Origin of the sequence: Rhizobium sp. BT04 (assembly GCF_030053135.1) — a bacterium.
GTDB classification, from domain to species: Bacteria; Pseudomonadota; Alphaproteobacteria; order Rhizobiales; family Rhizobiaceae; genus Rhizobium; species Rhizobium binxianense.
Genome location: NZ_CP125652.1, coordinates 977,887 through 996,613 on the forward strand (window position 1 = coordinate 977,887; position 18,727 = coordinate 996,613).

Sequence of the window (18,727 nt, forward strand, 5' to 3'; positions counted from 1 at the left end):
TTTGCACGCTCAATTGCGATGGGATTTGTGTTGCAATTCCATGAAAAAAAGTCTGATTATCGCCGCAAGGCGGTCTTGGACCGTTGAGCTGCGGCCGTCAGCCCACGAGAAAAAGAGCGACGGCTACCAACAGAGAGGATCTTCATGCATATCTCCACCCGTATTTTCGCGGCAGCCTCGATCGCGGCGATATCCCTTTTCGCCGGTTCGGCCATGGCCGATGGCGAGAAGTATGTGATCGGCACCGATTCGACCTATCCGCCCTTCGAATTCGTCGATGCCAGCGGCACGATCCAGGGCTTCGACATCGACATCACCAAGGCACTCTGTGCCCAGATGAAGGCCGAATGCTCCTTCGTCAGCACCGATTGGGACGGCATCATCCCGGCGCTCAACGCCAAGAAATTCGACATGATCGTTTCCTCCATGTCGATCACGCCGGAGCGCCTCAAACTCGTCGACTTCTCCAACAAGTACTACAACACCCCGCCGGCCGTTGCCGTGCCGAAGGATTCGACGATCACTGACGTTGCCGGCCTGAAGGGCAAGGTGATCGGTGCGCAGACCTCGACGACACATGCCAACTACGCCGAGAAGCATCTCGCCGACACCGAGCTGAAGCTCTATCCGACGGCTGACGAATACAAGCTCGACGTTGCCAGCGGCCGCGTCGATGCCGTCATCGACGACGTCGTGGTGCTGTCCGAGTGGGTCAAATCCGACGCCGGCGCCTGCTGCAAGATCCTGACGACCCTGCCGGTCGACAAGGAAATCAACGGCAACGGCGCAGGCATCGCCATTCGGAAGGGCGATCCGCTCAAGGAAAAGCTCAACACCGCGATCGCCGCGATCCGCGCCAGCGGTGAGTACAAGAAGATCCAGGACAAGTACTTCGATTTCGACGTTTACGGCGAATAAGAAATTCGTTATTTGGCCGATGAAAGCTACTGCATAATTCCTTAAATCGGAATCGATTTAAGGATAAAATTATGCAGCCATTCAAAATGTTACAGCGTCCTTTGCGCGTCTGAAAAGACGCGCGGCGGTGTAATGGCGGAAGGCTTGCTCTTCCGCCATTTTTGTTTGACAAAGGTGGCAAGATCAAAACGGCAAAAGCCGTGAGGGGAATTCTCGCATGGGCGGATTGTTTTCCGCGCTTGGCTCCTTCTGGAGCTCACTTGTGCACATTTTCGATCCGCTATGCGGACCCGTTGGCATCTTTACCTGGTTTGGTCAGTCGACGCTTCTTGCGTGTGGCGATACCGGCTGGGGCGACGAGATCGCGCTCGGCTTGCAGGTTACCGTTTCCGTGGCGATCGTCACCTTGCCGATCGGCCTCATCATCGGTTTTCTCGTGGCGCTGGGCCAGCAGTCCGAGGAAAAGCCGCTGCGGCTGGCGGCCGGCATCTACACCACGATCTTCCGCGGCCTGCCGGAGCTTCTGACGCTCTTCATCATCTATTACGGCATGCAGATGCTGATCCAGTCTTTGCTGACCTTCGTCGGTTATGACGGACCGCCGGTCGAGATCAACGCCTTCTTTGCCGGCGTCATCGCGCTTTCGGTGGTCTTCTCCGCCTATTGTTCGGAAGTGCTGCTCTCGGCCTTTCGCGCCATTCCCAAGGGGCAATATGAGGCGGGCGACGCGCTTGGGCTGCATCACGGCCGCACGCTGCGCCTGATCATCCTGCCGCAGCTCGTGCGCATCGCGCTGCCGGGCCTGACGAACCTCTGGATGGTGCTCCTGAAGGACACCTCCTACGTCTCGATCATCAGTCTTGCCGATATCCTGCGCCAGACGAGCGTCGCAGTGCGTGTTACCAAGGAACCCTTCTTCTTTTATGGCCTGGCTTGTTGCCTCTATCTGGTGCTCGCCGTCCTCTCCTCCTTTCTGCTTGTCTATGTCGACCGCTGGGCCAAGCGTTCGGAGGTCCGGCGATGAGCTACGCTGAAACATTGATCCCGCCGCAGCCCGCGCCCCGTAAAGTGGCCAAGCCGATAACGACCGCCCGCCTCGCCGGCTATATCTTCGTTGCTATTTGGGCGCTATTTGCCGCGCTGCTGGTCTACACCGTCATCAATGGCTGGGATCTTGAGAAGTTCACCCGCTACGGGCCGCGCTACCTGCACGGTCTCGGAATAACACTGAGCCTCGTTGCCATCTCCGTCGTCTGCGGCGCCCTGCTGTCGCTGCCGCTCGCCATGGCGCGCCTGTCGAGCAGCCGGGTGCTGAACTGGCTGGCCTACGGCTACATCTACTTCTTCCGCGGCACGCCGCTGCTTGCCCAGCTGTTCCTGGTCTATTACGGCCTCGGCATATTCCGGCCGCAGCTGGAGGCCGTCGGCATCTGGTGGTTCTTCCGCGACGCCTGGTATTGCGGCCTTTTTGCCATGACCATCAATACCGCGGCCTACCAGGCGGAAATCCTGCGCGGCGCTATCGAAAGCGTACCGCACGGCCAGCGCGAGGCGGCCGCGGCACTCGGCATCCACAAGTTCATCGCCTTCCGCAAGATCATCCTGCCGCAGGCTCTCATCGTCGCACTTCGCCCTTATGGCAACGAGATCATCCTGCTGATCAAGGGCTCGGCAGTCGTCGCCATTATCACTGTGCTCGACCTTATGGGCGAAACCCGCTACGCCTTCTCCCGCACCTTCGACTACCAGACCTATCTTTGGGCGGCGATCTTCTACCTCTCCATCGTCGAGGCATTGCGCCATCTCTGGGCCTGGATCGAGCGTCGCCTGACCCGGCATCTCAAGCGCTGATGCGTGACAGCCAAACGTGTGTCGCGGTTTCGGGATAACGGCATGTATTGACAAGAAGCGACTGGCAGCACTCTCTCCATCGTGCTGCCAAGCCTTTGATATTAAAAATCAATTGTTCTTTCATGAGGTATCTGTAAAGTTTCCGTTAACCACTCGCATGTTTCCATATCACGTGGCGCTGATAAGCGCGCGAGTGGGAACGAGAAGAAGCGGAATACGATGCACAAGGACATGGAAAAACAACTGCAAGGCTACGGTCTAACGACAGCCCAGATCCTCTACCACCTGCCGGATCACCCGGCGATCCTGCAAAGCTACGTCTGGCAGGAGTACGATCTCGCCCCCGATTTTCCCGAAATGCGCGGCTTCCTGAAATTCTGGGAAGAAAAGCTCGACGGGCCCTTGCATTCGGTGCGCTACGTCCACCGCAAGCTGATCTCGGCAACCGAGTGGCGGGCGCTGAAAGGCGAGTTCATCCTGCACTGATCGGAGCTCGCTACGTCAGACATGCGCCTCGCCATGACCGAATTCGCCTTCGTCGCGGTCCGGGCGAAGCGCGAAAGCGAGCATGCCGAGATAGAAAACGACGACGGTGGCAATGACGGCAAGGCCGGGAACCGGCCCGAGCACGGCATTGTCGATGACATAGGCCCATGACTGCGCCTGAAGCCCCGGCATGCCCTCCGTCTGCAGTTTCGGCGTCGAGATCTTCAGGCACCAGGCGAGCAACAGGATGAAATACATCCAGCCGTAATTGCGTTTGAGCCGGCGATGCATCGCCTCCTGATAGCTGAGCAGGAAGCGCGGTTTGCGCAGGCTGCGGGCGACCACCATCGCCCATTCGCCGCCGTTCCTGGCCTCGGGCGCCAGAATCTCGGCGAAATAGCAACGCTCGATCTGGCGGATGCGGGCGCGGTAGATATCGAAGAAACGGTAGCGCCGCGCCTCGATCATCAGCAACAGCGTCACCAGCATCATCCCGAAAAGCAGCACTCCGTGATGCGAGGTCGGCGTCGACAGCGACACCGAGAGCAGCGCCGCGACGACGGTGATCGCCCAGTTGGAGGTCCGGTCGATGCGGTCGCGCCAACTCGTCATCCGTCCGAGTTCGCCGCGATAATAGTGAATGAGCGTGTTGGTAACCTCGCCCGGTGTACTTGGCAGTAGCAATGGCCGCGCCCCCTCTCCTTCCCGTACCGATGACGTCTTGTCTTCCTCCATTTTCATGGCTCGTTCCTCCCTTCGTCTTCTTTTCGGCCATTCTGCGCCTGCAAACGCGCCATTGCAAAACATCGAAAGCGGCCTTAGAGCCATGCCTGAAACAAAGAGACGGTGAATTGCGATGGCAAAGAAGATCGACGAAGAAGCCCTCGGTGAAGCCTATAACCGCGCGCTGGCGCTGGAAAAGGCCGGCGATGTCGACGCGGCCGTGGCAGCCTATGAGGAAGTCCTGGCAATCGACCCCGACGATCACGGTGGCGCCGCCGTGCGCATCGCCGCGATGGGTCGCGGCGAAACACCGGTCAGGGCGCCCGACGCCTATGTCGAGACCTTGTTCGACCAGCATGCCGAGGTTTTCGAGGACGTGCTCGTCGAGCAGCTCGGCTATCATGTGCCGATGCTGGTGCGCCAGCGACTGCAGGCGCTGAAGCTCGGGCCGTTCAAGCGGCTGCTCGATCTCGGCTGCGGTACGGGCCTGACCGGCGGCGCCCTGCGCGATCTCTGCGCTGACATGACCGGCATCGATCTATCGGAGAAAATGGTCGAGATCGCCCATGAGAAAGATCTCTACGAGACGCTCTTCGTTGCCGAGGTCGAGGATTTCCTCGACGACAACGACGAGGAAGCCTTCGACATCATCACCGCCACCGACGTGCTGCCCTATCTCGGCGCGCTCGAACCGCTGTTTTTCGGCGCCGCCGAGAATCTGGCGCCGGGCGGCCTGTTCATCTTCTCGTCGGAGACCCTGCCCGAGGAGACCCTCGCCGGCCGCGCCTACATGGTCGGCCCGCACCAGCGCTTCGCCCATGCCGACGCCTATGTGAGAGAACGTCTGGCAGCCACCGGTTTCGAACTTGTCGAAATAACCGATATCAACGTGCGCATGGAAGACGGCCAGCCCACTCCCGGCCATCTGGTGATCGCCAGATATATCGGCTGACGGAATAGTTGCGCGATTGGCAAAGTATCCGTTGCGCAATTTCTTCCGACCTGATACTTAGTCGATCGGTAAAGTTTACCGCAACGATAGGAAAGGTCGCCGCATGTCGCTCGTTTTCTATGGACATCCGCTCGCCTCCTTCTGCCACAAAGTGCTGATCGCGCTTTATGAAAACGGCACGCCATTCGACAATCGCATCGTCGATCTATCCGACGAGAACTCGCGCGCCGATCTCTTCCGCTTCTGGCCGATCGGCAAGATGCCGCTGCTCAGGGACGAGGCGCGCGACAGCACCATTCCCGAGACCTCGATCATCATCGAATATCTCGAGCACTATTATCCCGGCCCCGTTCGCCTGCTGCCGCTGGAGCTCGACCGGGCGCTGCAGGTCCGCCTCTGGGACCGGTTCTTCGACCACTATGTCCAGACGCCGATGCAGGCGCTCGTCAGCAATCGCCGGCGCCCCGAGGGCACCGCAGACGAGATCGAGATCGGCGCCGCCAGGGCGATGCTCGCCACCGCCTATGCGATGATCGAAAAACAGCTCGCCGACAAGCCGTGGATCACGGGCGACGACTTCACGATGGCCGATTGCGCCGCAGCGCCCGCCCTCTTCTATGCCGAGACGCTGGTCCCGCTTTCACGGGATCAGCCGAACCTTCGTGGCTACTACGATCGGCTGCTGGCGCGCCCGTCCTTTGCAAGGGCGCTGGAAGAGGCTCGCCCCTACTTCAAATTCTACCCCTATCACGACAGGCTGCCGGCCCGCTTCCAGGATGCGGCGGGATGATCGACAGCCAGGCCGATCTCGACCGCATGTTCCACGCGCTTTCCGACCGCAGCCGCCGCGGCATGATCGACCGCCTCGGCCGCGGGCCGGCTTCGGTCACCGAGCTGGCAGCGCCGCTTGCGGTCGCCCTGCCGACGGTGATGAAACATCTCCAGGTTCTGGAGGAGAGCGGCCTCGTGTTCTCGGAAAAATCCGGCCGGGTGCGGACCTACCGCCTGCAGCAGGATGCGCTTGCTGCCGTCGAACGCTGGGTGGAACAGCGAAAAACCCGCTGGAGCGCCGCCTTTGACAGGCTGGATCAATATCTCGCTGAGGAAAAGGAAACGCTTCCCGAATGACGACACGATCCGCCGAACACGCCACTTTCATCATCGAGCGCCGCCTGAAGGTGCCGATCGCCCGGGTCTTCCGCGCCTGGTCGACGCCGGAGGCCAAACGTCAGTGGTTCGCCTGCCACGGTGAATGGGTGCAGCTGGACTACCGGCTCGATTTCCGCCCGGGCGGCACGGAAAGGAACCACGTCGCCGATACCGACGGCCTCCTGCACGCCTACGACGCCCATTATATCGATATCGTGCCCGATGCCCGCATCATCTATGCCTATGAGATGAAACTCGGGCAAACCCGCATCTCCGCCTCCCTCGCAACCGTCGCTTTCGAAGCCGAACCCGCCGGCACCAGGATGGTCTTCACCGAGCAGGCGGTCTTCCTCGACGGCTACGCCGACAATGGCGCCCGCCTCCAGGGCACCCAGATCGGCCTCGATAATCTCGAACTTTTTCTCGAGCGCGAGGCAGGCCCGATCCATTAGGCGATCTTGGCCTCAGCCGCTTGATTTCTTTCGGGAACCGGCAGCCTTTGCTGAGCTATTCAGCCCTGCGGCGGCGCGAATAAGCGCCTTCAACGCCTCCTCGTCGATCTCGTCACCCTCATGAAAATCGATGGCGCGCCTGGTGTTGCCTTCGAGGCTGGAGTTGAAAAGGCCCGAAGGGTCTTCCAGTGAGGCGCCCTTGGCGAAGGTCAGCTTCACCGCGCTCTTATAGGTCTCGCCGGTGCAGATGATGCCGGAACGCTCCCACACCGGAACCCCTCGCCACTTCCATTCCTCGATCACCTCCGGCTCGGCCTGTTTGATGAGCACTCGAACCCGGGCGAGCATCGCGCCGCGCCAATCGCCGAGTTCCTTGATCCGGTCGTCGATTCGTTGAGAGGGAGAAGCTCCCTCGTTTTCGTCCCCGGCTTCACCCTTCTTCATGGTTACCGTCGCTTTCTTCATGATTGTCCCGCCCCTCGCTCCGGTGCTGAAACCTAACGTCCGCTTACATCCGTTCGCCTGGCAATCGGCTGGCCTGCTCCACCCAGGCGGCGATCTGGGCCTCGTCGAATGGGTCCTCCTCGCGGATATCGAGATAGCGGACCTCTTTCTGCTTGGATTCTCCTGGCGGCAGGGGATGCAACGACGTGCCGCGAAAGAAAGCCAGCTTGACGTATTTCGTAAAGCAATGAACACCGAGGAACCAGCCCTCACCCTCGATGCCGTAGAAGGGCGAGTTCCATTTGATCGCCTTATACACATTGGGCACGGTGCGCGTGATCAGCGCATCGAGACGACGACCGATGTCGCTCTTCCAGCCCGGCATGGCGGCGATATAGGCCTGCACCGGAGCATCGCCATAGCCCTTGGGAATCTGAGGATTGCCGCCCGAGAGAAGGGGTGGTTCACCACTGGCCGGCCTGACGGCGGCCTTCTTCGTGACTTTCTCCCCGATCTTAGGCGTCTTGCCGGTCATCGCCCTTCACTCCCATCCGCCGTTGCGCTCTGCCCAAGGGAAGCATGAACAGGTAAAGACCGGTCACCAGAAGCAGGCCGAGCGGCAGCATTGCCAAGACCCCGCCCAGCAGGAGCCCCATCCGGACGGCCGATCTCTGCTGCACCATGGCGATGATATTGGTGATGGCGGCCAGCGTAAAGGCAATGGAAAGCCAGCGGTGGATCCGCCGAAACCGGGTTCCACTTGAATGCGACCTCCTCCTCTTGAAAATGGACGATCCGCGCGACAGCCTCACGCCAGCCGCGCCAGCACCTGCTCCAGCTTTTCGAAGAACTGCGGCCAGCCGCTCCTGGCGCCGCCATAGGCCTGCCGCTGATCCCATCCGAAGCCCGATTGCTCCATGCGCAGATGTGTGCCGCCGCTCGTCGGCGTGAGCGTCCAGGTGACGACGGTTTCGAGGCCATAGGCGTCCCAGCTATAAGCGAGCGTCTTGTTCGGCTCGACCTCCAGCACCCGGCAGTCGACGGAGCCCCAATCGGCATTGAAGTTGAAGCGATGGTCGACGATCGGCTTAAAGTCACTCTTCATCAGCCACTCCTCAATCAGATGCGGCTGGGTCAGCGCCCGCCAAATCTTCTCGGCCGGAAAAGGAATGTCCCGTTCGATGACGACGGAACGCGTTTCGGTCGATATATCGGTCATTGATCCATCCTCTTCAGCAAATCCTCAAGGGCATCGAAACGGCTTTGCCAGAAGCCCGCCATCTCGCTTGTCCAGTCGATCAGCGGTGCCAGCGCGCCGAGCTGCGCGCTATAATGCGTCTGCCTGCCTTCGTGGCGGTCGCGCACCAATCCGGCCTGCTTCAGGATACCGAGATGTTTTGAGACGACCGGTTGCGAGACCCCGGCTCCGGCGGTCAGAGCCCCGACCGTCTTCTCCCCTTCCCGGCACAGCCGCTCGAAAAGAGCTCGCCGGGTTGGGTCAGCGAGTGTTCTGAAGAGCACGTCCTGAGCGTCCGTCATCCAATCCATATCCCAGCGGCTATAGATTAACGTATAGCCATCAAGATATGAGTGAGTCAAGCTGGACCAAGGCGACTTGAGGCTATTATTGCCGAATCCGCGCATGCAACGGCAGGCCTGGCAGAGACACGAAAGCCTCTCATAGCCAAACGAATATGCATTTTCACATTCGGTCATGGCCCGCGTCGACACATGCCGAGATCATGCGGCTTTGCCAACAGCGCTGGGATCAATGGCCGCCGTCGGTGCCGAGGATCGCGGCAAGCAGCCGGCCTTCGAGTTCGGCGAGGCCGGGATGGCCGTGCCGGCGGGGATGCGGATAAGGAATGGGAAGATCGAGCGCGATCCGCCCCTCGTCGAGCACGATGACCCGATCGGCGAGATGCACCGCTTCGCTGACATCATGGGTGACGAGCACGGCAGTGAATCCGAGTTCGCGCCACACGCGATTGATGAGTTCCTGCATGCTGATCCGCGTCAGCGCATCGAGCGCGCCGAGCGGTTCGTCGAGCGCCAGCACGCCCGGCCGGCTCACCAATGCCCGTGCCAGCGCCACACGCTGCCGCTGACCGCCGGAGAGCCGCGCCGGCCATTCGCCGGCCTTCTCCCCAAGCTGAACTTCGGCAAGCACGGCCTCCGTCGCCTTCAGCGCCGCCCGCCTGTCGATGCCGTCGCCAAGCCCAACCACCACATTGTCGGCGACGCTGAGCCAGGGCAGCAACCGCGGCTCCTGGAAGACGATACGCGCATTCGGGCTCGCCTGTACGCCGTCAGCATCCTCGAAATGCAATTCGCCGTCACTCGGCTCGTCGAGGCCCATCAGGATGCGCAGCAGCGTACTCTTGCCGCAGCCGCTCTTGCCGATCACGGCAACGAACTGGCCGGCCGGAATATGCAGGTTGATGCCGCGCAACACGCGGTTGGTCCCAAAACTCTTTTCAAGCCCCTTCAGGCTGATCGCCGCTGGCGCGATGCGCTCCGTCGCAGGTGCATAGGCTGGCTCAGCGGCGGCGGCGTGAAAACGCTCATGCGCGATCGATGTCATCGCGTCTCTCCTATTTCTGATAGACCGGGTTCCAGACGAGCATCCGCCTCTCCAGCGTCCGGGCGATGACATCGGCAAGCTTGCCGAGCACGGCATAGATGACGAGGGCGAGCACGACGACGTCAGTCATCATGAATTCGCGGGCTTCGTTTGCCATGTGACCGATGCCTGAGGATGCGGCGATCGATTCCGATACGATCAGCGTCAGCCACATGATGCCGAGCGCATATCTCAAGCCGACGAAGATCGACGGCAGCGCGCCCGGAAAGATCACCTTGCGGAACAGCGTCCAGTTGCCCATGCCATAGACCTTGCCCATCTCGATCAGATCGCGATCGACATTGCGCACTCCGTGATAGGTATTGAGATAAACGGGGAAGAGCACGCCGAGCGAGGTCAGAAACAGCTTCGATTCCTCGCCGATCCCGAACCACAGAATGATGAGCGGGATCATCGCCAGATGCGGAATGGTGCGCAGCATCTGCAACGTCGTATCGGTCAGCTGCTCGGAAATGCGCGATACGCCGTTGGCGATGCCGAGCAGGAAGCCGATCGAGCCGCCGACGAGAAGGCCGGCAAAGGCGCGGCCGGCACTCACCAACACGTCGTTCGGCAACTGGCCGGAAACCGTCGTCGACCAGAAGGCGAGGCCGACATCGGCCGGCGACGGCATGATGCGCGACGAGATCCAGCCGACAGAGGAGGCAAGCTGCCAGAACGCCACGATCGCCACCGGCACCAAATAAGGCGTCAGCTTCTCCAGCCCGGGCAGCGGCAGGCGTAAACCCGCCTTCCCGACCTTTTCGGAAGCGACAGGCCTTACGAACGGAGTATCGAAAGTCGACATGCATTGTCCTCGCGCTTATCGAAAGCAGGATGTCGCAAGCCGTAAGCGGCTTGCGACGATGTCACGCTCTGTTCGAGCTCAGGAACCGGAGACGACCTTCAGATTGCCGCCATGGCTGCCGCCGGCGAAGACCTGCTTACGGCCGAACTCATTGTTGAAGCCCAGGCGCTGCTGTTCGCGGGTGATGCCGAGTTCGGGGAAAAGCAGCTCGGCGACGCGATAGGCTTCTTCGAGATGCGGATAGCCGGAACCGATTACCGTATCGATGCCGATCTCCTGATATTCGCGAAGGCGCGCAGCCACCGTCTTCGGTGACCCGACAAGCGCCGTGCCCGCGCCGGCGCGCACCAGGCCGACACCGGCCCAGAGATTCGGCGAGACTTCGAGCTTGTCGCGGCGCCCGCCATGAAGGGCAGCCATGCGCTTCTGGCCGACCGAGTCGGACTCGTGGACGAAACGCTCCTGCGCCTCGCGGATCGTATCGTCGTCGAGATGGCGGATCAGCCGTTCGGCCGCCTCCCATGCCTCCTCATCGGTTTCGCGGACGATGAAATGCAGGCGGATGCCGAAGCTCACCTCGCGGCCGCGCTCGCCGGCAGCCTTGCGCACCTTGGCGACCTTTTCGGCCACCTGTGCCGGCGGCTCGCCCCAGGTCAGGTACTTGTCGACGCGGCCGACGGAGAAATCGATACCCGCATCCGACGACCCGCCGAAATAGAGCGGTGGGCGCGGGTTCTGCACCGAGGGGAAGCCGAGGCGCGCATTGGTCGCCTTGATGTATTTGCCGTCGAAGCTTGCCGTTCCCTTTTCCAGCAGCTCCTCGAAGACGGTGAAGAACTCCTCGGCATGGGCGTAGCGCTCGTCATGCTCGAGATGGATGCCGTCGCCGGCAAGCTCCGCCGGGCTGCCGCCGACAACGATGTTGAGCAGCAAGCGGCCGTTGGAGATGCGGTCGAGCGTCGTCGCAAGACGCGCGTAATAAGCAGGCGACGCCGTGCCGGGGCGGATCGCCACCAGGAACTGCAGCTTCTCGGTCTTGGCGGCGAGGGCTGCCGCCGTCACGAAGGATTCCTCGCAGGCAACCCCGGTCGGCAGCAGCACGCCGGAATAGCCGAGCCGGTCGACGGCCTGAGCGATCTGCGTGAGGTAGCCGATCTCGGGCGCTCGGTTGAGCTCGGAGGAGCCGAGATAGGTGCCGTCGCCCGAGGTCGGGATGAACCAGAGGAAATTGATGGGATTTGAGGTGGCGGTCATGGAAGACGGTCCTTTGCTGCGAATTCGAAAATCAACTCACGCGGTCGAGATGGCCCCTGGCCAGCGACGACATACGTAAACCGTCTGCCTGCGCGGCGCCGCCGCCGCGCGGATGCTTGGGAGGATCGCGGTGGCGGCGGAGGTCGTGAGAAGGCCGGGTGGCTGTCTGTGCGTGAACATCTGAAATATTCCTGTCGATCGGATGGATACCTTCCCGGCATCCACCCACGGATCGTGAGAATAGTGACATAGACCACTAATTAGATCGACAATATCAATTTGCTATTGTAGTCCATTTTGGAGAATATTTTTCCGGATCGGCGACATGGAGGCCCTCTCCATGTCGCCGCGCGAAAAACTTGGCCCCGGCCGAAAAATCAGCTCGCCTTAGGACGCCAGACGATATCGCCTGTCGTAAGCTTCTTCGGCAGGATGCCGAGCCCGTAGAACTCGTCGGCGAGCGACTGCTGATAAGCGGCTGCGGCATCGCTGATGGTCGCGACGCTGCCAAGATCGGCGCCCTTGCGCGTTAATGTCACGCGCGTCACCTCAGCCGGCACACCGGTGATTTCGGAAAGCTCCTTCACCGTCGCTTCGAGATTGCCTTGTGCCGACTTGCCGACCTTTGCAAGCTCATCGATCACGTCGACGATTACCTGCCCGTTCGCTTCGGTGAAATCACGGTTGGCGAGGAAGAAACTGTAGGAGTCGACAATGCCTTCGGCGGTCGTCAGGATACGCGTCTCCGGATCGGCTTCGGCAATCGCCAGATAAGGATCCCAGATCGACCAGGCGTCAATACTGCCGTTCTTGAAGGCGGCGGCGGCATCCGGCGGCGAAAGGTCGACCTGCTCGACATCTTCAGGCTTCAGGCCCGCCTTACGCAGAACCTTGACAGTGACGTTGTGGGCGCTGGAGCCGCGTTTGAAGGCGACCTTCTTACCCTTGAGGTCTTCAAGCGTCTTGATCGGCGAATCCTTGCGCACGACGATGGCCGAGGCTGCCGGGCTGCCCTTGTAGAGACCGACATAATAGAGCCGCCCGCCGGCCGCCTGGGCAAACAGCGGCGGCACATCGCCGGTCGCGCCGAAATCGAGGGCGCCGGCGCCCAGTGCTTCAAGAAGCGGCGGGCCGGAGGTGAATTCCGACCAGCTGACGGTAATGCCGCGATCGGCAAGCCGCTTCTCAAGTGCGCTGCGACGCTTAGCGAGCGCCAGCACGCCGTTCTTCTGCCAGCCGATACGGAACTCGCTGGCGGCAGCACGCGCCGGCCTGACGGCTGGCAGGATTGCCGTGGCCGCGGCGGCTGCGAAAAGCCCGAGCGTTTGTCGACGTGAAATCATGACTTTCCCCTTTTTGATAGTGCCGAGCCTGTTTTCGGCTGGCCGACCTGTCAGCGATGAGTGCATGATGATGAAATCTATAATTTATATCGACAATTTTATTTGCGATATTCGGCCTTTGTTGAAATTTTGCGGCCCGGAAATCGCCTTTAAGCGGATTTTTTTCGCGCATCCGTTATGCCGTTACTATTCCGCCTCCGCCCCAACCTTCGGCGGCCGGACGCTCCCGGATGAAGGTGGGGCCGCCGGCAAGACGCTTGGCAAGCAGGTTTGCGGGATCGACCATGCGCCAATAGGGCGAGACCGTCGAAACCGGTTCGCCCTTTTCCAGCGCACTGAAAGACAGCTCCCCTTTGCGCAGCGGCTTGATCGTCGGAATTTCGCTCATGTCACCGTCCGGAAACATTGCGCCCTCTCTCCGATCGAGGGTTTCCGAACGGTGGCCAGCCTCATATGCAGCAATCGGAAGGAAGTGTCGGCACGGGCTTTTCTGCTCCCGCCGTTTCAGTTAATCCTCGGGCCTGCACTTGAGGTAAAGGATAGGACATATGGCTAAAGTCGCATTCATCGGTCTCGGCGTCATGGGTTTTCCCATGGCCGGTCATCTGAAGACGAAGGGCGGCCACGATGTTACCGTCTACAACAGGACCGCCGAAAAAGCCGCCGCCTGGGCCGAGAAATTCTCCGGCAAATCCGCCCCTACTCCGGCCGAGGCCGCCGCCGGGGCCGACTTCGTCTTCGTCTGCGTCGGCAATGACGAAGATCTCCGATCGGTGACATCGGGCAAGGACGGCGCCCTGCACGGCATGAAGCCGGGTTCGGTGTTGATCGACAACACCACCGCCAGCGCCGAGGTCGCCCGCGAGCTTTATGCCGCGGCAAAGGAAAAAGGCGTCGACTTCATCGATGCTCCCGTCTCCGGCGGCCAGGCCGGCGCCGAAAACGGCATCCTCACAGTCATGTGCGGCGGTGACGAGGCCGTCTTCGAACGCGCCAGGCCGGTCATCGACGCCTATGCCCGCATGGTCGGTCTGATGGGGCCTGCAGGCTCGGGCCAATTGACCAAGATGGTCAACCAGATCTGCATCGCCGGCCTCGTCCAGGGGCTTGCCGAAGCGCTGCATTTCGGCAAGCGCGCCGGTCTCGATATCGAAAAGGTCGTCGAGGTGATCTCCAAGGGGGCGGCCGGCTCCTGGCAGATGGAAAACCGTCACAAGACCATGAACGCCGGCAAATATGATTTCGGCTTCGCGGTCGATTGGATGCGCAAGGATCTCGGCATCGTGCTCACCGAAGCTCGCCGCAACGGCGCCAAGCTGCCGGTCACCGCCGTCGTCGACCAGTTCTACGGCGACGTCCAGGCGATGGGCGGCAATCGCTGGGATACATCCTCCTTGCTCGCCCGCCTCGAAAAATGATCACGCCCGCCTCCGACGCAGCCGAACTGATCGCGCATCTCGAAACGCTGCGTTCGGAGGAAAATATCGCCGGCATGGCGCGCTTCGGCATCGTCACCGATCGCGCCTTCGGTATCTCCAATCCCGATATCAAGGCGGTCGCCAGACTGGCGAAGAAGGATCACGTCAGGGCAATGCAACTCTGGCGAAGTGATATCCGCGAAGCCCGCCTGCTTGCCCTCTACACGGCCGAGACGAAGCGGTTGACGACGGAAGAAGCCCGAAATTGGGCCGATGATTTCAGCTCCTGGGAGATCGTCGATTGCGCCGCCGATCTCTTCGTTGAAGCCCGGCTGGATGAACTCATCTCAGACTTCGCCGCCGACGAGCGTGAATTTATCAGGCGCACCGCCTTCGCCATGATGGCCGGTGCCGCGGTTCACTTGAAGAAGGAACCTGATGCGACCATCCTCGCTTGGTTGCCGCTGATCGAGGCCCATGCCGGCGACCCGCGAAACTTCGTGCGCAAGGCGGTCAACTGGGCGCTGCGCAGCATCGGCAAGCGCAATCTCGCCTGCCATGCGCCGGCACTGGCGCTCGCAAAGGCCCTGGCGGAAAGCCCCGACAAAACCGCCCGCTGGATCGGCAAAGATGCCGCCAGGGAACTGACCAGCGAAAAGCTATTGGCACGGTTGAGATAAGGAGAATACCGGCTCGAATAGAGATGCCTGGTGCTGCGTGTCAATGATGTCTGGATTTTTCGACCAGGAAATCGATCAGCACCCGAACCGCCGGCGGCATGCCCTTGGCGGTCGTGAAGACGATATAGAACTGGCTCTCCTCTGATTGCCACTCCGGCAGCACCCGCACCAGATTCCCGGCCTGGAGGTCCGCCTCGCAGGCACTTTCGAGCAGAAGCCCAAAGCCGAGACCGGCACGGGCCGCGTCGAGGATGGCGGTCATGCTGCGGCAGGTGAGCCGCGGCTGATGCCGAATCACCTGTTTGGCATCATTCGGGCCGATCAATTCCCAGGTGTGGAACGACACCCATGACGTCATTGCCAGCGTCGGCAGGTCGGCGAGCTCGTCCACGCAATTCAGGTCGCCGGTACGCTCGACGAGCGAGGGACTGGCGACCAGGATACGCCTGATACGGTCGAGCTTGCGCATCGTCAGGCTCGTCTGCGTCTCCGGCTCGTTGGTCGCCCTCACCTCAAGATCGATGCGTTCGTTGATCAGATCGGCACGCCGGTCGGAGCCGATGATCTGCAGCTTGATCTTCGGATAACGCTCCAGGAATTCAGGCAGGATTCCGCCGACCGAAATGTCGACGAGACCGAGCGGACAAGCCATCCGAACCACGCCTTGCGGGTCGGACTGAGCTTCGCTGACGATTGACTTGGCGCGATCGGCCTCCTGCAGGATGGTCTGGCATCTTTCGTAGAAAGCTTGACCGATCTCCGTCACCCGGAAGTGACGAGTCGAGCGTTCTATCAGCCTTGCGCCAAGCCCGTCTTCCAGCCGGCTGACACGCCTGCTCAGCTTCGAACGCGGTATCTTGAGATCGCGACTTGCAGAAGCAAAACCGCCGCTGGAGACGACAGCGGCGAAATAATAGTAATCGTTGAGATCGTCCATAAGAACAAGCTATCCGAGCAAAGGAATGAATGCCAGCCCCCCCGCAAGGGTTGTATCCCCTCTCCCCAAAAGCTGTAATCACATTGTCGGCATTGGATTTTCTTTTCCCGACCTGTTGCGGCAAACGGCGAACAGGAGAATCGGCCAACAGCTGCCGTCCGCACGATGATGCTGTCGATCGATCCAGCGCGCTTGAAAATTAAAAAAGGAAGTTCAGCGAGAAACGGTGTTGCCAAAAAGCCGACGTGCACGCAAACGTGCCGCTTCTACCCACCTGAAAAGGCTATCCTGAAAGATGCCTTGAAGACTGCGTGCTAAAAACGCTGCAAGGACGGCCCGGCAGGGAAGACCGGACCCGTCCCCGTAGCTGATCGGAGGTCACTCGGATCAGAAACTGATTTGAAGTGCCCCCGGCCCGAAAACCGGGGGCATCCACTAAGTGGATTAGAACGAACGCTGCAGGCGGAAGTAGCCCGAAGTGGAGTCGTCGCCTTCATCCGGATCGAGGTACTGAACCGAAGCCTTGGCGTAGAAGTTGTCGACGATCTGGTAATCAACCGTCAGACCGACCTTCCAGGCATCGTTGTCGCTGAAGTCGTCGCCAGCAGTATAGACGTCACCGTAGTACTGAACACCAGGGGTGATCTTGAGCTTGTCGGTTGCCTTGATTGCGTATTCGGCAGCGACAGCCCATTCGGCTGCGGAGTAGTAGGAGTTCGGGCCGGAAGAGTATACGGCAGCGAGGCCAAGCGTACCCGGACCGATGTCAACCGTACCCATTGCACGGACGGCGCCTTCTTCGTTGTCGAAGTCATAGCCACCGGTGATCTGGTAGCTGAACGCGCCGGCAGTGCCGCCGAGGCCGAACGCGACGCCGACGTTGTTCGGGCCTTCATCCGACTTGAAGAAGCCGTCTTCCAGCTCGTCGACGCTGATACCAGCGTAGAAAGTGCCGCTTTCGTACTGATAGCGGAGGGAGTTATGCAGCGTTACGATGGAGCCGATGTCGTCGGTTTCACCCGAGAGACCATCGTCCCACCAGCTGTAGAACAGACCAGCGCGGAAGCCCGCGACGTCGAGATAAGCGGAGTCGAGGATGGCATCCTGGTCGGTGGCATTGTCAGCATTGAACTGCATGACGATGACGCCGGTCAGCGGACCGTACTCGGTGTCGCTCTTGGCCGTGAACTGAACCTGACCGCGGGTCTTGGCATCCCAATCCGAATCGTTGCTGGCCGAGCCATTGAGGGGCTGATCACCAACGTCGACCTGGAAACGGATGTAGCCTTCGATCTTGAGGCAGGTTTCGGTGCCCGGGATGTAGAAATAGCCGGTGCCGTAAGCGTCGCAGACGCGAACATATTCAACCGGTTCCGGCTCAGCAGCAACGATAGCGTCAGCTGCAAGAACCGGCGTCGATGCAGCAAATGCTGCTGCTGATGCAAGCAAAACCATTCTGATGTTCATTTACCAATCCATTCCTTTGTCGATCGGGGCTGGCTTCCAATCGGGTAGTCGATTTGAAGCCGGCCCAGTTTGAACAGCCATCTCGGCGTGCGGATCGATCGAACCGCCAAACCGTCATCCCATACACCGCCTTATCAAGCAATTCTCGATACACGTGAGATGGGGCTACCGACGCTACTTTCCCCGTAGGCGTGATTTTTATACAACAATTTCAATTATTTATACGAAAAAACACAACAAACGGCTCCGCGACGGAAATCTTCCCTCGCAAGCCGCAAAACCCTATGCCCCATTTGTCAAATTCTCCACCGCTCGACCCCCGTCGAACATAATGGTGAAGTACATAAAAACTCTACCGCCGGCTAATCAACACATACAAGGCAGCAGTTTAGAACATGGTGTCCTGAATTCGATACCAATGAGACGAAATGATGACAGACCACTCACCGGTTCTGCTCAACATAGCCTCGTATTTGTTACCAGGCTATTTATTTTTGAGAATTTGGCGCGATTCAAGCGTTTTTTCGCTATTTCTAGGGCTTTTCTGCAGTCGCAACACATTCTGCCTGCCGCTACACTCGCTAGATCGGCGCTCAAATGTGGTCGGATTGCATCTGCCGGCACAATCCTCGCGCGATTGCGCCATGCGGCCTCGCGCGATTGCACCATGCGGCCGCAGGCCGCATGGTGGTCTCAGTCCTCGTTGGATTTGGCATTCTCCAGAATCATGTAGTCGAGCGGCAGCTGCGTCGAATACTTGATCTGCTCCATTGCAAAGGCTGAGGAGACGTCGCGAATCTCGATCTTGGCGATCATCCGCTTATAAAAAGCGTCATAGGCGGCAATATCGGGGACGACGACTCGCAGGAGGTAGTCGACATCCCCGCTCATCCGGTAGAATTCGACCACCTCGGGGAATTCAGCAACGACCTCGGAAAAGCGTCGCAGCCATTCGATCGAATGTGTGGCCGTGCGAATCGACACGAAGACGGTGACTTTGGTGTTGACCTTCTCCGGATCAAGGATGGCGACTCGCCGCTTGATGACGCCGTCTTCCTCCATCTTCTGGATGCGCCGCCAGCAGGGCGTCGTCGAAAGCCCGACTTTCTTTGCGAGATCGGCGACTGCAAGGGTCGAATCTTCTTGCAGCAGACGCAGTATTTTGCGGTCGAGGCGGTCCATGCGCACAACAGTCCTTTCGAATTATTTTTCTTTGTATAAC

24 protein-coding genes are annotated in these 18,727 nt (G+C 60.2%); 10 read left to right on the forward strand and 14 right to left on the reverse strand.

Annotated features, from left to right (window positions below; genetic code table 11):
- Window positions 1-144: 144 nt before the first annotated feature.
- The 4 genes from QMO82_RS13325 to QMO82_RS13340 all read left to right on the forward strand — a co-directional run bounded on the left by QMO82_RS13325 (window position 145) and on the right by QMO82_RS13340 (window position 3,255).
- Window positions 145-918 carry a transporter substrate-binding domain-containing protein gene (locus tag QMO82_RS13325; RefSeq protein WP_183607079.1) on the forward strand — a complete coding sequence of 258 codons (774 nt, stop codon included), beginning with the start codon at window positions 145-147 and terminating at the stop codon, window positions 916-918.
- Window positions 919-1,135: 217 nt separating this feature from the next.
- Window positions 1,136-1,942: an ABC transporter permease gene (locus QMO82_RS13330; RefSeq protein WP_183607078.1), complete on the forward strand. Its 807-nt coding sequence runs from the start codon at window positions 1,136-1,138 to the stop codon at window positions 1,940-1,942.
- Window positions 1,939-2,769: an ABC transporter permease gene (locus tag QMO82_RS13335; RefSeq protein ID WP_183607077.1), complete on the forward strand. Its 831-nt coding sequence runs from the start codon at window positions 1,939-1,941 to the stop codon at window positions 2,767-2,769. The genes QMO82_RS13330 and QMO82_RS13335 overlap by 4 nt, the downstream gene beginning before the upstream one ends.
- A gap of 219 nt (window positions 2,770-2,988) precedes the next feature.
- A complete protein-coding gene (locus QMO82_RS13340) occupies window positions 2,989-3,255 on the forward strand; it encodes an usg protein (protein ID WP_085737484.1) in 267 nt (88 codons plus the stop codon).
- 15 nt (window positions 3,256-3,270) lie between these two features.
- On the opposite strand, the gene QMO82_RS13345 is transcribed toward QMO82_RS13340, so the two are convergent.
- Window positions 3,271-3,996: a DUF2270 domain-containing protein gene (locus QMO82_RS13345; RefSeq protein ID WP_183607076.1), complete on the reverse strand. Its 726-nt coding sequence runs from the start codon at window positions 3,994-3,996 to the stop codon at window positions 3,271-3,273.
- Between the two features lie 115 nt (window positions 3,997-4,111).
- Between QMO82_RS13345 and QMO82_RS13350 the strand changes: the two genes are divergently transcribed.
- The 4 genes from QMO82_RS13350 (at window position 4,112) to QMO82_RS13365 (ending at window position 6,531) form a co-directional block, all read left to right on the forward strand.
- Entirely contained in the window at window positions 4,112-4,930 is an 819-nt protein-coding gene (locus tag QMO82_RS13350; RefSeq protein ID WP_183607075.1) for a class I SAM-dependent methyltransferase, read from the forward strand.
- 103 nt (window positions 4,931-5,033) lie between these two features.
- Complete coding sequence (locus QMO82_RS13355) at window positions 5,034-5,720, forward strand: glutathione S-transferase family protein (RefSeq protein ID WP_183607074.1); 687 nt, start codon at window positions 5,034-5,036, stop codon at window positions 5,718-5,720.
- The gene (locus QMO82_RS13360) at window positions 5,717-6,058 is read left to right on the forward strand and encodes a helix-turn-helix transcriptional regulator (RefSeq protein WP_183607073.1); all 342 of its coding nucleotides are present in this window, start codon (window positions 5,717-5,719) and stop codon (window positions 6,056-6,058) included. The genes QMO82_RS13355 and QMO82_RS13360 overlap by 4 nt, the downstream gene beginning before the upstream one ends.
- Window positions 6,055-6,531: an SRPBCC family protein gene (locus QMO82_RS13365; protein ID WP_183607072.1), complete on the forward strand. Its 477-nt coding sequence runs from the start codon at window positions 6,055-6,057 to the stop codon at window positions 6,529-6,531. The genes QMO82_RS13360 and QMO82_RS13365 overlap by 4 nt, the downstream gene beginning before the upstream one ends.
- A 12-nt stretch (window positions 6,532-6,543) precedes the next feature.
- Here the strand turns inward: QMO82_RS13365 and QMO82_RS13370 are convergent, their stop codons facing one another.
- The 10 genes from QMO82_RS13370 to QMO82_RS13415 all read right to left on the reverse strand — a co-directional run bounded on the left by QMO82_RS13370 (window position 6,544) and on the right by QMO82_RS13415 (window position 13,391).
- Window positions 6,544-6,996 carry a DUF1801 domain-containing protein gene (locus QMO82_RS13370; protein WP_183607071.1) on the reverse strand — a complete coding sequence of 151 codons (453 nt, stop codon included), beginning with the start codon at window positions 6,994-6,996 and terminating at the stop codon, window positions 6,544-6,546.
- A gap of 43 nt (window positions 6,997-7,039) precedes the next feature.
- Window positions 7,040-7,510: a DUF1801 domain-containing protein gene (locus tag QMO82_RS13375; RefSeq protein ID WP_183607070.1), complete on the reverse strand. Its 471-nt coding sequence runs from the start codon at window positions 7,508-7,510 to the stop codon at window positions 7,040-7,042.
- Window positions 7,491-7,763 (reverse strand): hypothetical protein, encoded by a 273-nt coding sequence (locus tag QMO82_RS13380; RefSeq protein WP_183607686.1) that lies wholly within the window; start codon window positions 7,761-7,763, stop codon window positions 7,491-7,493. Before QMO82_RS13380 ends, QMO82_RS13375 begins: the two co-directional genes overlap by 20 nt.
- Window positions 7,764-7,783: 20 nt before the next feature.
- On the reverse strand, window positions 7,784-8,194 hold the full coding sequence (locus tag QMO82_RS13385; RefSeq protein ID WP_183607069.1) for an SRPBCC domain-containing protein: 411 nt from the start codon (window positions 8,192-8,194) through the stop codon (window positions 7,784-7,786).
- On the reverse strand, window positions 8,191-8,514 hold the full coding sequence (locus QMO82_RS13390; protein WP_183607068.1) for a helix-turn-helix transcriptional regulator: 324 nt from the start codon (window positions 8,512-8,514) through the stop codon (window positions 8,191-8,193). Before QMO82_RS13390 ends, QMO82_RS13385 begins: the two co-directional genes overlap by 4 nt.
- Window positions 8,515-8,743: 229 nt before the next feature.
- On the reverse strand, window positions 8,744-9,559 hold the full coding sequence (locus QMO82_RS13395) for an ATP-binding cassette domain-containing protein (protein ID WP_183607067.1): 816 nt from the start codon (window positions 9,557-9,559) through the stop codon (window positions 8,744-8,746).
- A 10-nt stretch (window positions 9,560-9,569) separates the two neighbouring features.
- The gene (locus QMO82_RS13400; RefSeq protein WP_183607066.1) at window positions 9,570-10,406 is read right to left on the reverse strand and encodes an ABC transporter permease subunit; all 837 of its coding nucleotides are present in this window, start codon (window positions 10,404-10,406) and stop codon (window positions 9,570-9,572) included.
- A 78-nt stretch (window positions 10,407-10,484) separates the two neighbouring features.
- Window positions 10,485-11,660, reverse strand: a complete 1,176-nt coding sequence (ssuD, locus tag QMO82_RS13405) for an FMNH2-dependent alkanesulfonate monooxygenase (RefSeq protein ID WP_171377659.1) — start codon at window positions 11,658-11,660, stop codon at window positions 10,485-10,487.
- A gap of 377 nt (window positions 11,661-12,037) precedes the next feature.
- Complete coding sequence (locus QMO82_RS13410) at window positions 12,038-13,003, reverse strand: aliphatic sulfonate ABC transporter substrate-binding protein (RefSeq protein ID WP_183607065.1); 966 nt, start codon at window positions 13,001-13,003, stop codon at window positions 12,038-12,040.
- 175 nt (window positions 13,004-13,178) lie between these two features.
- Window positions 13,179-13,391 (reverse strand): hypothetical protein, encoded by a 213-nt coding sequence (locus tag QMO82_RS13415; RefSeq protein ID WP_183607064.1) that lies wholly within the window; start codon window positions 13,389-13,391, stop codon window positions 13,179-13,181.
- Between the two features lie 160 nt (window positions 13,392-13,551).
- On the opposite strand from QMO82_RS13415, the gene QMO82_RS13420 reads away from it, so the two are divergent.
- Complete coding sequence (locus QMO82_RS13420; RefSeq protein WP_183607063.1) at window positions 13,552-14,421, forward strand: NAD(P)-dependent oxidoreductase; 870 nt, start codon at window positions 13,552-13,554, stop codon at window positions 14,419-14,421.
- Entirely contained in the window at window positions 14,418-15,101 is a 684-nt protein-coding gene (locus QMO82_RS13425) for a DNA alkylation repair protein (RefSeq protein WP_183607062.1), read from the forward strand. Before QMO82_RS13420 ends, QMO82_RS13425 begins: the two co-directional genes overlap by 4 nt.
- 40 nt (window positions 15,102-15,141) lie before the next feature.
- Here the strand turns inward: QMO82_RS13425 and QMO82_RS13430 are convergent, their stop codons facing one another.
- The 3 genes from QMO82_RS13430 to QMO82_RS13440 all read right to left on the reverse strand — a co-directional run bounded on the left by QMO82_RS13430 (window position 15,142) and on the right by QMO82_RS13440 (window position 18,687).
- Window positions 15,142-16,038, reverse strand: a complete 897-nt coding sequence (locus tag QMO82_RS13430) for a LysR substrate-binding domain-containing protein (RefSeq protein ID WP_183607061.1) — start codon at window positions 16,036-16,038, stop codon at window positions 15,142-15,144.
- A 444-nt stretch (window positions 16,039-16,482) separates the two neighbouring features.
- Entirely contained in the window at window positions 16,483-17,505 is a 1,023-nt protein-coding gene (locus QMO82_RS13435; protein ID WP_183607060.1) for a porin, read from the reverse strand.
- 693 nt (window positions 17,506-18,198) lie between these two features.
- Window positions 18,199-18,687, reverse strand: coding sequence for an Lrp/AsnC family transcriptional regulator (locus QMO82_RS13440; RefSeq protein ID WP_004678404.1), 489 nt, complete (start codon window positions 18,685-18,687; stop codon window positions 18,199-18,201).
- Window positions 18,688-18,727 lie beyond the last annotated feature (40 nt).

What these genes read in the sequence shown, in the direction of transcription:
- QMO82_RS13365 (WP_183607072.1), top strand. Translation starts at nt 6,055, where the DNA reads ATGACGACACGATCCGCCGAACACGCCACTTTCATCATCGAGCGCCGC.
- QMO82_RS13335 (WP_183607077.1), top strand. Translation starts at nt 1,939, where the DNA reads ATGAGCTACGCTGAAACATTGATCCCGCCGCAGCCCGCGCCCCGTAAA.
- ssuD (WP_171377659.1), bottom strand. Translation starts at nt 11,660, where the DNA reads ATGACCGCCACCTCAAATCCCATCAATTTCCTCTGGTTCATCCCGACC.
- QMO82_RS13400 (WP_183607066.1), bottom strand. Translation starts at nt 10,406, where the DNA reads ATGTCGACTTTCGATACTCCGTTCGTAAGGCCTGTCGCTTCCGAAAAG.
- QMO82_RS13330 (WP_183607078.1), top strand. Translation starts at nt 1,136, where the DNA reads ATGGGCGGATTGTTTTCCGCGCTTGGCTCCTTCTGGAGCTCACTTGTG.
- QMO82_RS13410 (WP_183607065.1), bottom strand. Translation starts at nt 13,003, where the DNA reads ATGATTTCACGTCGACAAACGCTCGGGCTTTTCGCAGCCGCCGCGGCC.
- QMO82_RS13345 (WP_183607076.1), bottom strand. Translation starts at nt 3,996, where the DNA reads ATGAAAATGGAGGAAGACAAGACGTCATCGGTACGGGAAGGAGAGGGG.
- QMO82_RS13390 (WP_183607068.1), bottom strand. Translation starts at nt 8,514, where the DNA reads ATGACGGACGCTCAGGACGTGCTCTTCAGAACACTCGCTGACCCAACC.
- QMO82_RS13375 (WP_183607070.1), bottom strand. Translation starts at nt 7,510, where the DNA reads ATGACCGGCAAGACGCCTAAGATCGGGGAGAAAGTCACGAAGAAGGCC.
- QMO82_RS13370 (WP_183607071.1), bottom strand. Translation starts at nt 6,996, where the DNA reads ATGAAGAAAGCGACGGTAACCATGAAGAAGGGTGAAGCCGGGGACGAA.
- QMO82_RS13340 (WP_085737484.1), top strand. Translation starts at nt 2,989, where the DNA reads ATGCACAAGGACATGGAAAAACAACTGCAAGGCTACGGTCTAACGACA.
- QMO82_RS13360 (WP_183607073.1), top strand. Translation starts at nt 5,717, where the DNA reads ATGATCGACAGCCAGGCCGATCTCGACCGCATGTTCCACGCGCTTTCC.
- QMO82_RS13395 (WP_183607067.1), bottom strand. Translation starts at nt 9,559, where the DNA reads ATGACATCGATCGCGCATGAGCGTTTTCACGCCGCCGCCGCTGAGCCA.
- QMO82_RS13420 (WP_183607063.1), top strand. Translation starts at nt 13,552, where the DNA reads ATGGCTAAAGTCGCATTCATCGGTCTCGGCGTCATGGGTTTTCCCATG.
- QMO82_RS13325 (WP_183607079.1), top strand. Translation starts at nt 145, where the DNA reads ATGCATATCTCCACCCGTATTTTCGCGGCAGCCTCGATCGCGGCGATA.
- QMO82_RS13435 (WP_183607060.1), bottom strand. Translation starts at nt 17,505, where the DNA reads ATGAACATCAGAATGGTTTTGCTTGCATCAGCAGCAGCATTTGCTGCA.
- QMO82_RS13415 (WP_183607064.1), bottom strand. Translation starts at nt 13,391, where the DNA reads ATGAGCGAAATTCCGACGATCAAGCCGCTGCGCAAAGGGGAGCTGTCT.
- QMO82_RS13385 (WP_183607069.1), bottom strand. Translation starts at nt 8,194, where the DNA reads ATGACCGATATATCGACCGAAACGCGTTCCGTCGTCATCGAACGGGAC.
- QMO82_RS13440 (WP_004678404.1), bottom strand. Translation starts at nt 18,687, where the DNA reads ATGGACCGCCTCGACCGCAAAATACTGCGTCTGCTGCAAGAAGATTCG.
- QMO82_RS13350 (WP_183607075.1), top strand. Translation starts at nt 4,112, where the DNA reads ATGGCAAAGAAGATCGACGAAGAAGCCCTCGGTGAAGCCTATAACCGC.
- QMO82_RS13425 (WP_183607062.1), top strand. Translation starts at nt 14,418, where the DNA reads ATGATCACGCCCGCCTCCGACGCAGCCGAACTGATCGCGCATCTCGAA.
- QMO82_RS13430 (WP_183607061.1), bottom strand. Translation starts at nt 16,038, where the DNA reads ATGGACGATCTCAACGATTACTATTATTTCGCCGCTGTCGTCTCCAGC.
- QMO82_RS13355 (WP_183607074.1), top strand. Translation starts at nt 5,034, where the DNA reads ATGTCGCTCGTTTTCTATGGACATCCGCTCGCCTCCTTCTGCCACAAA.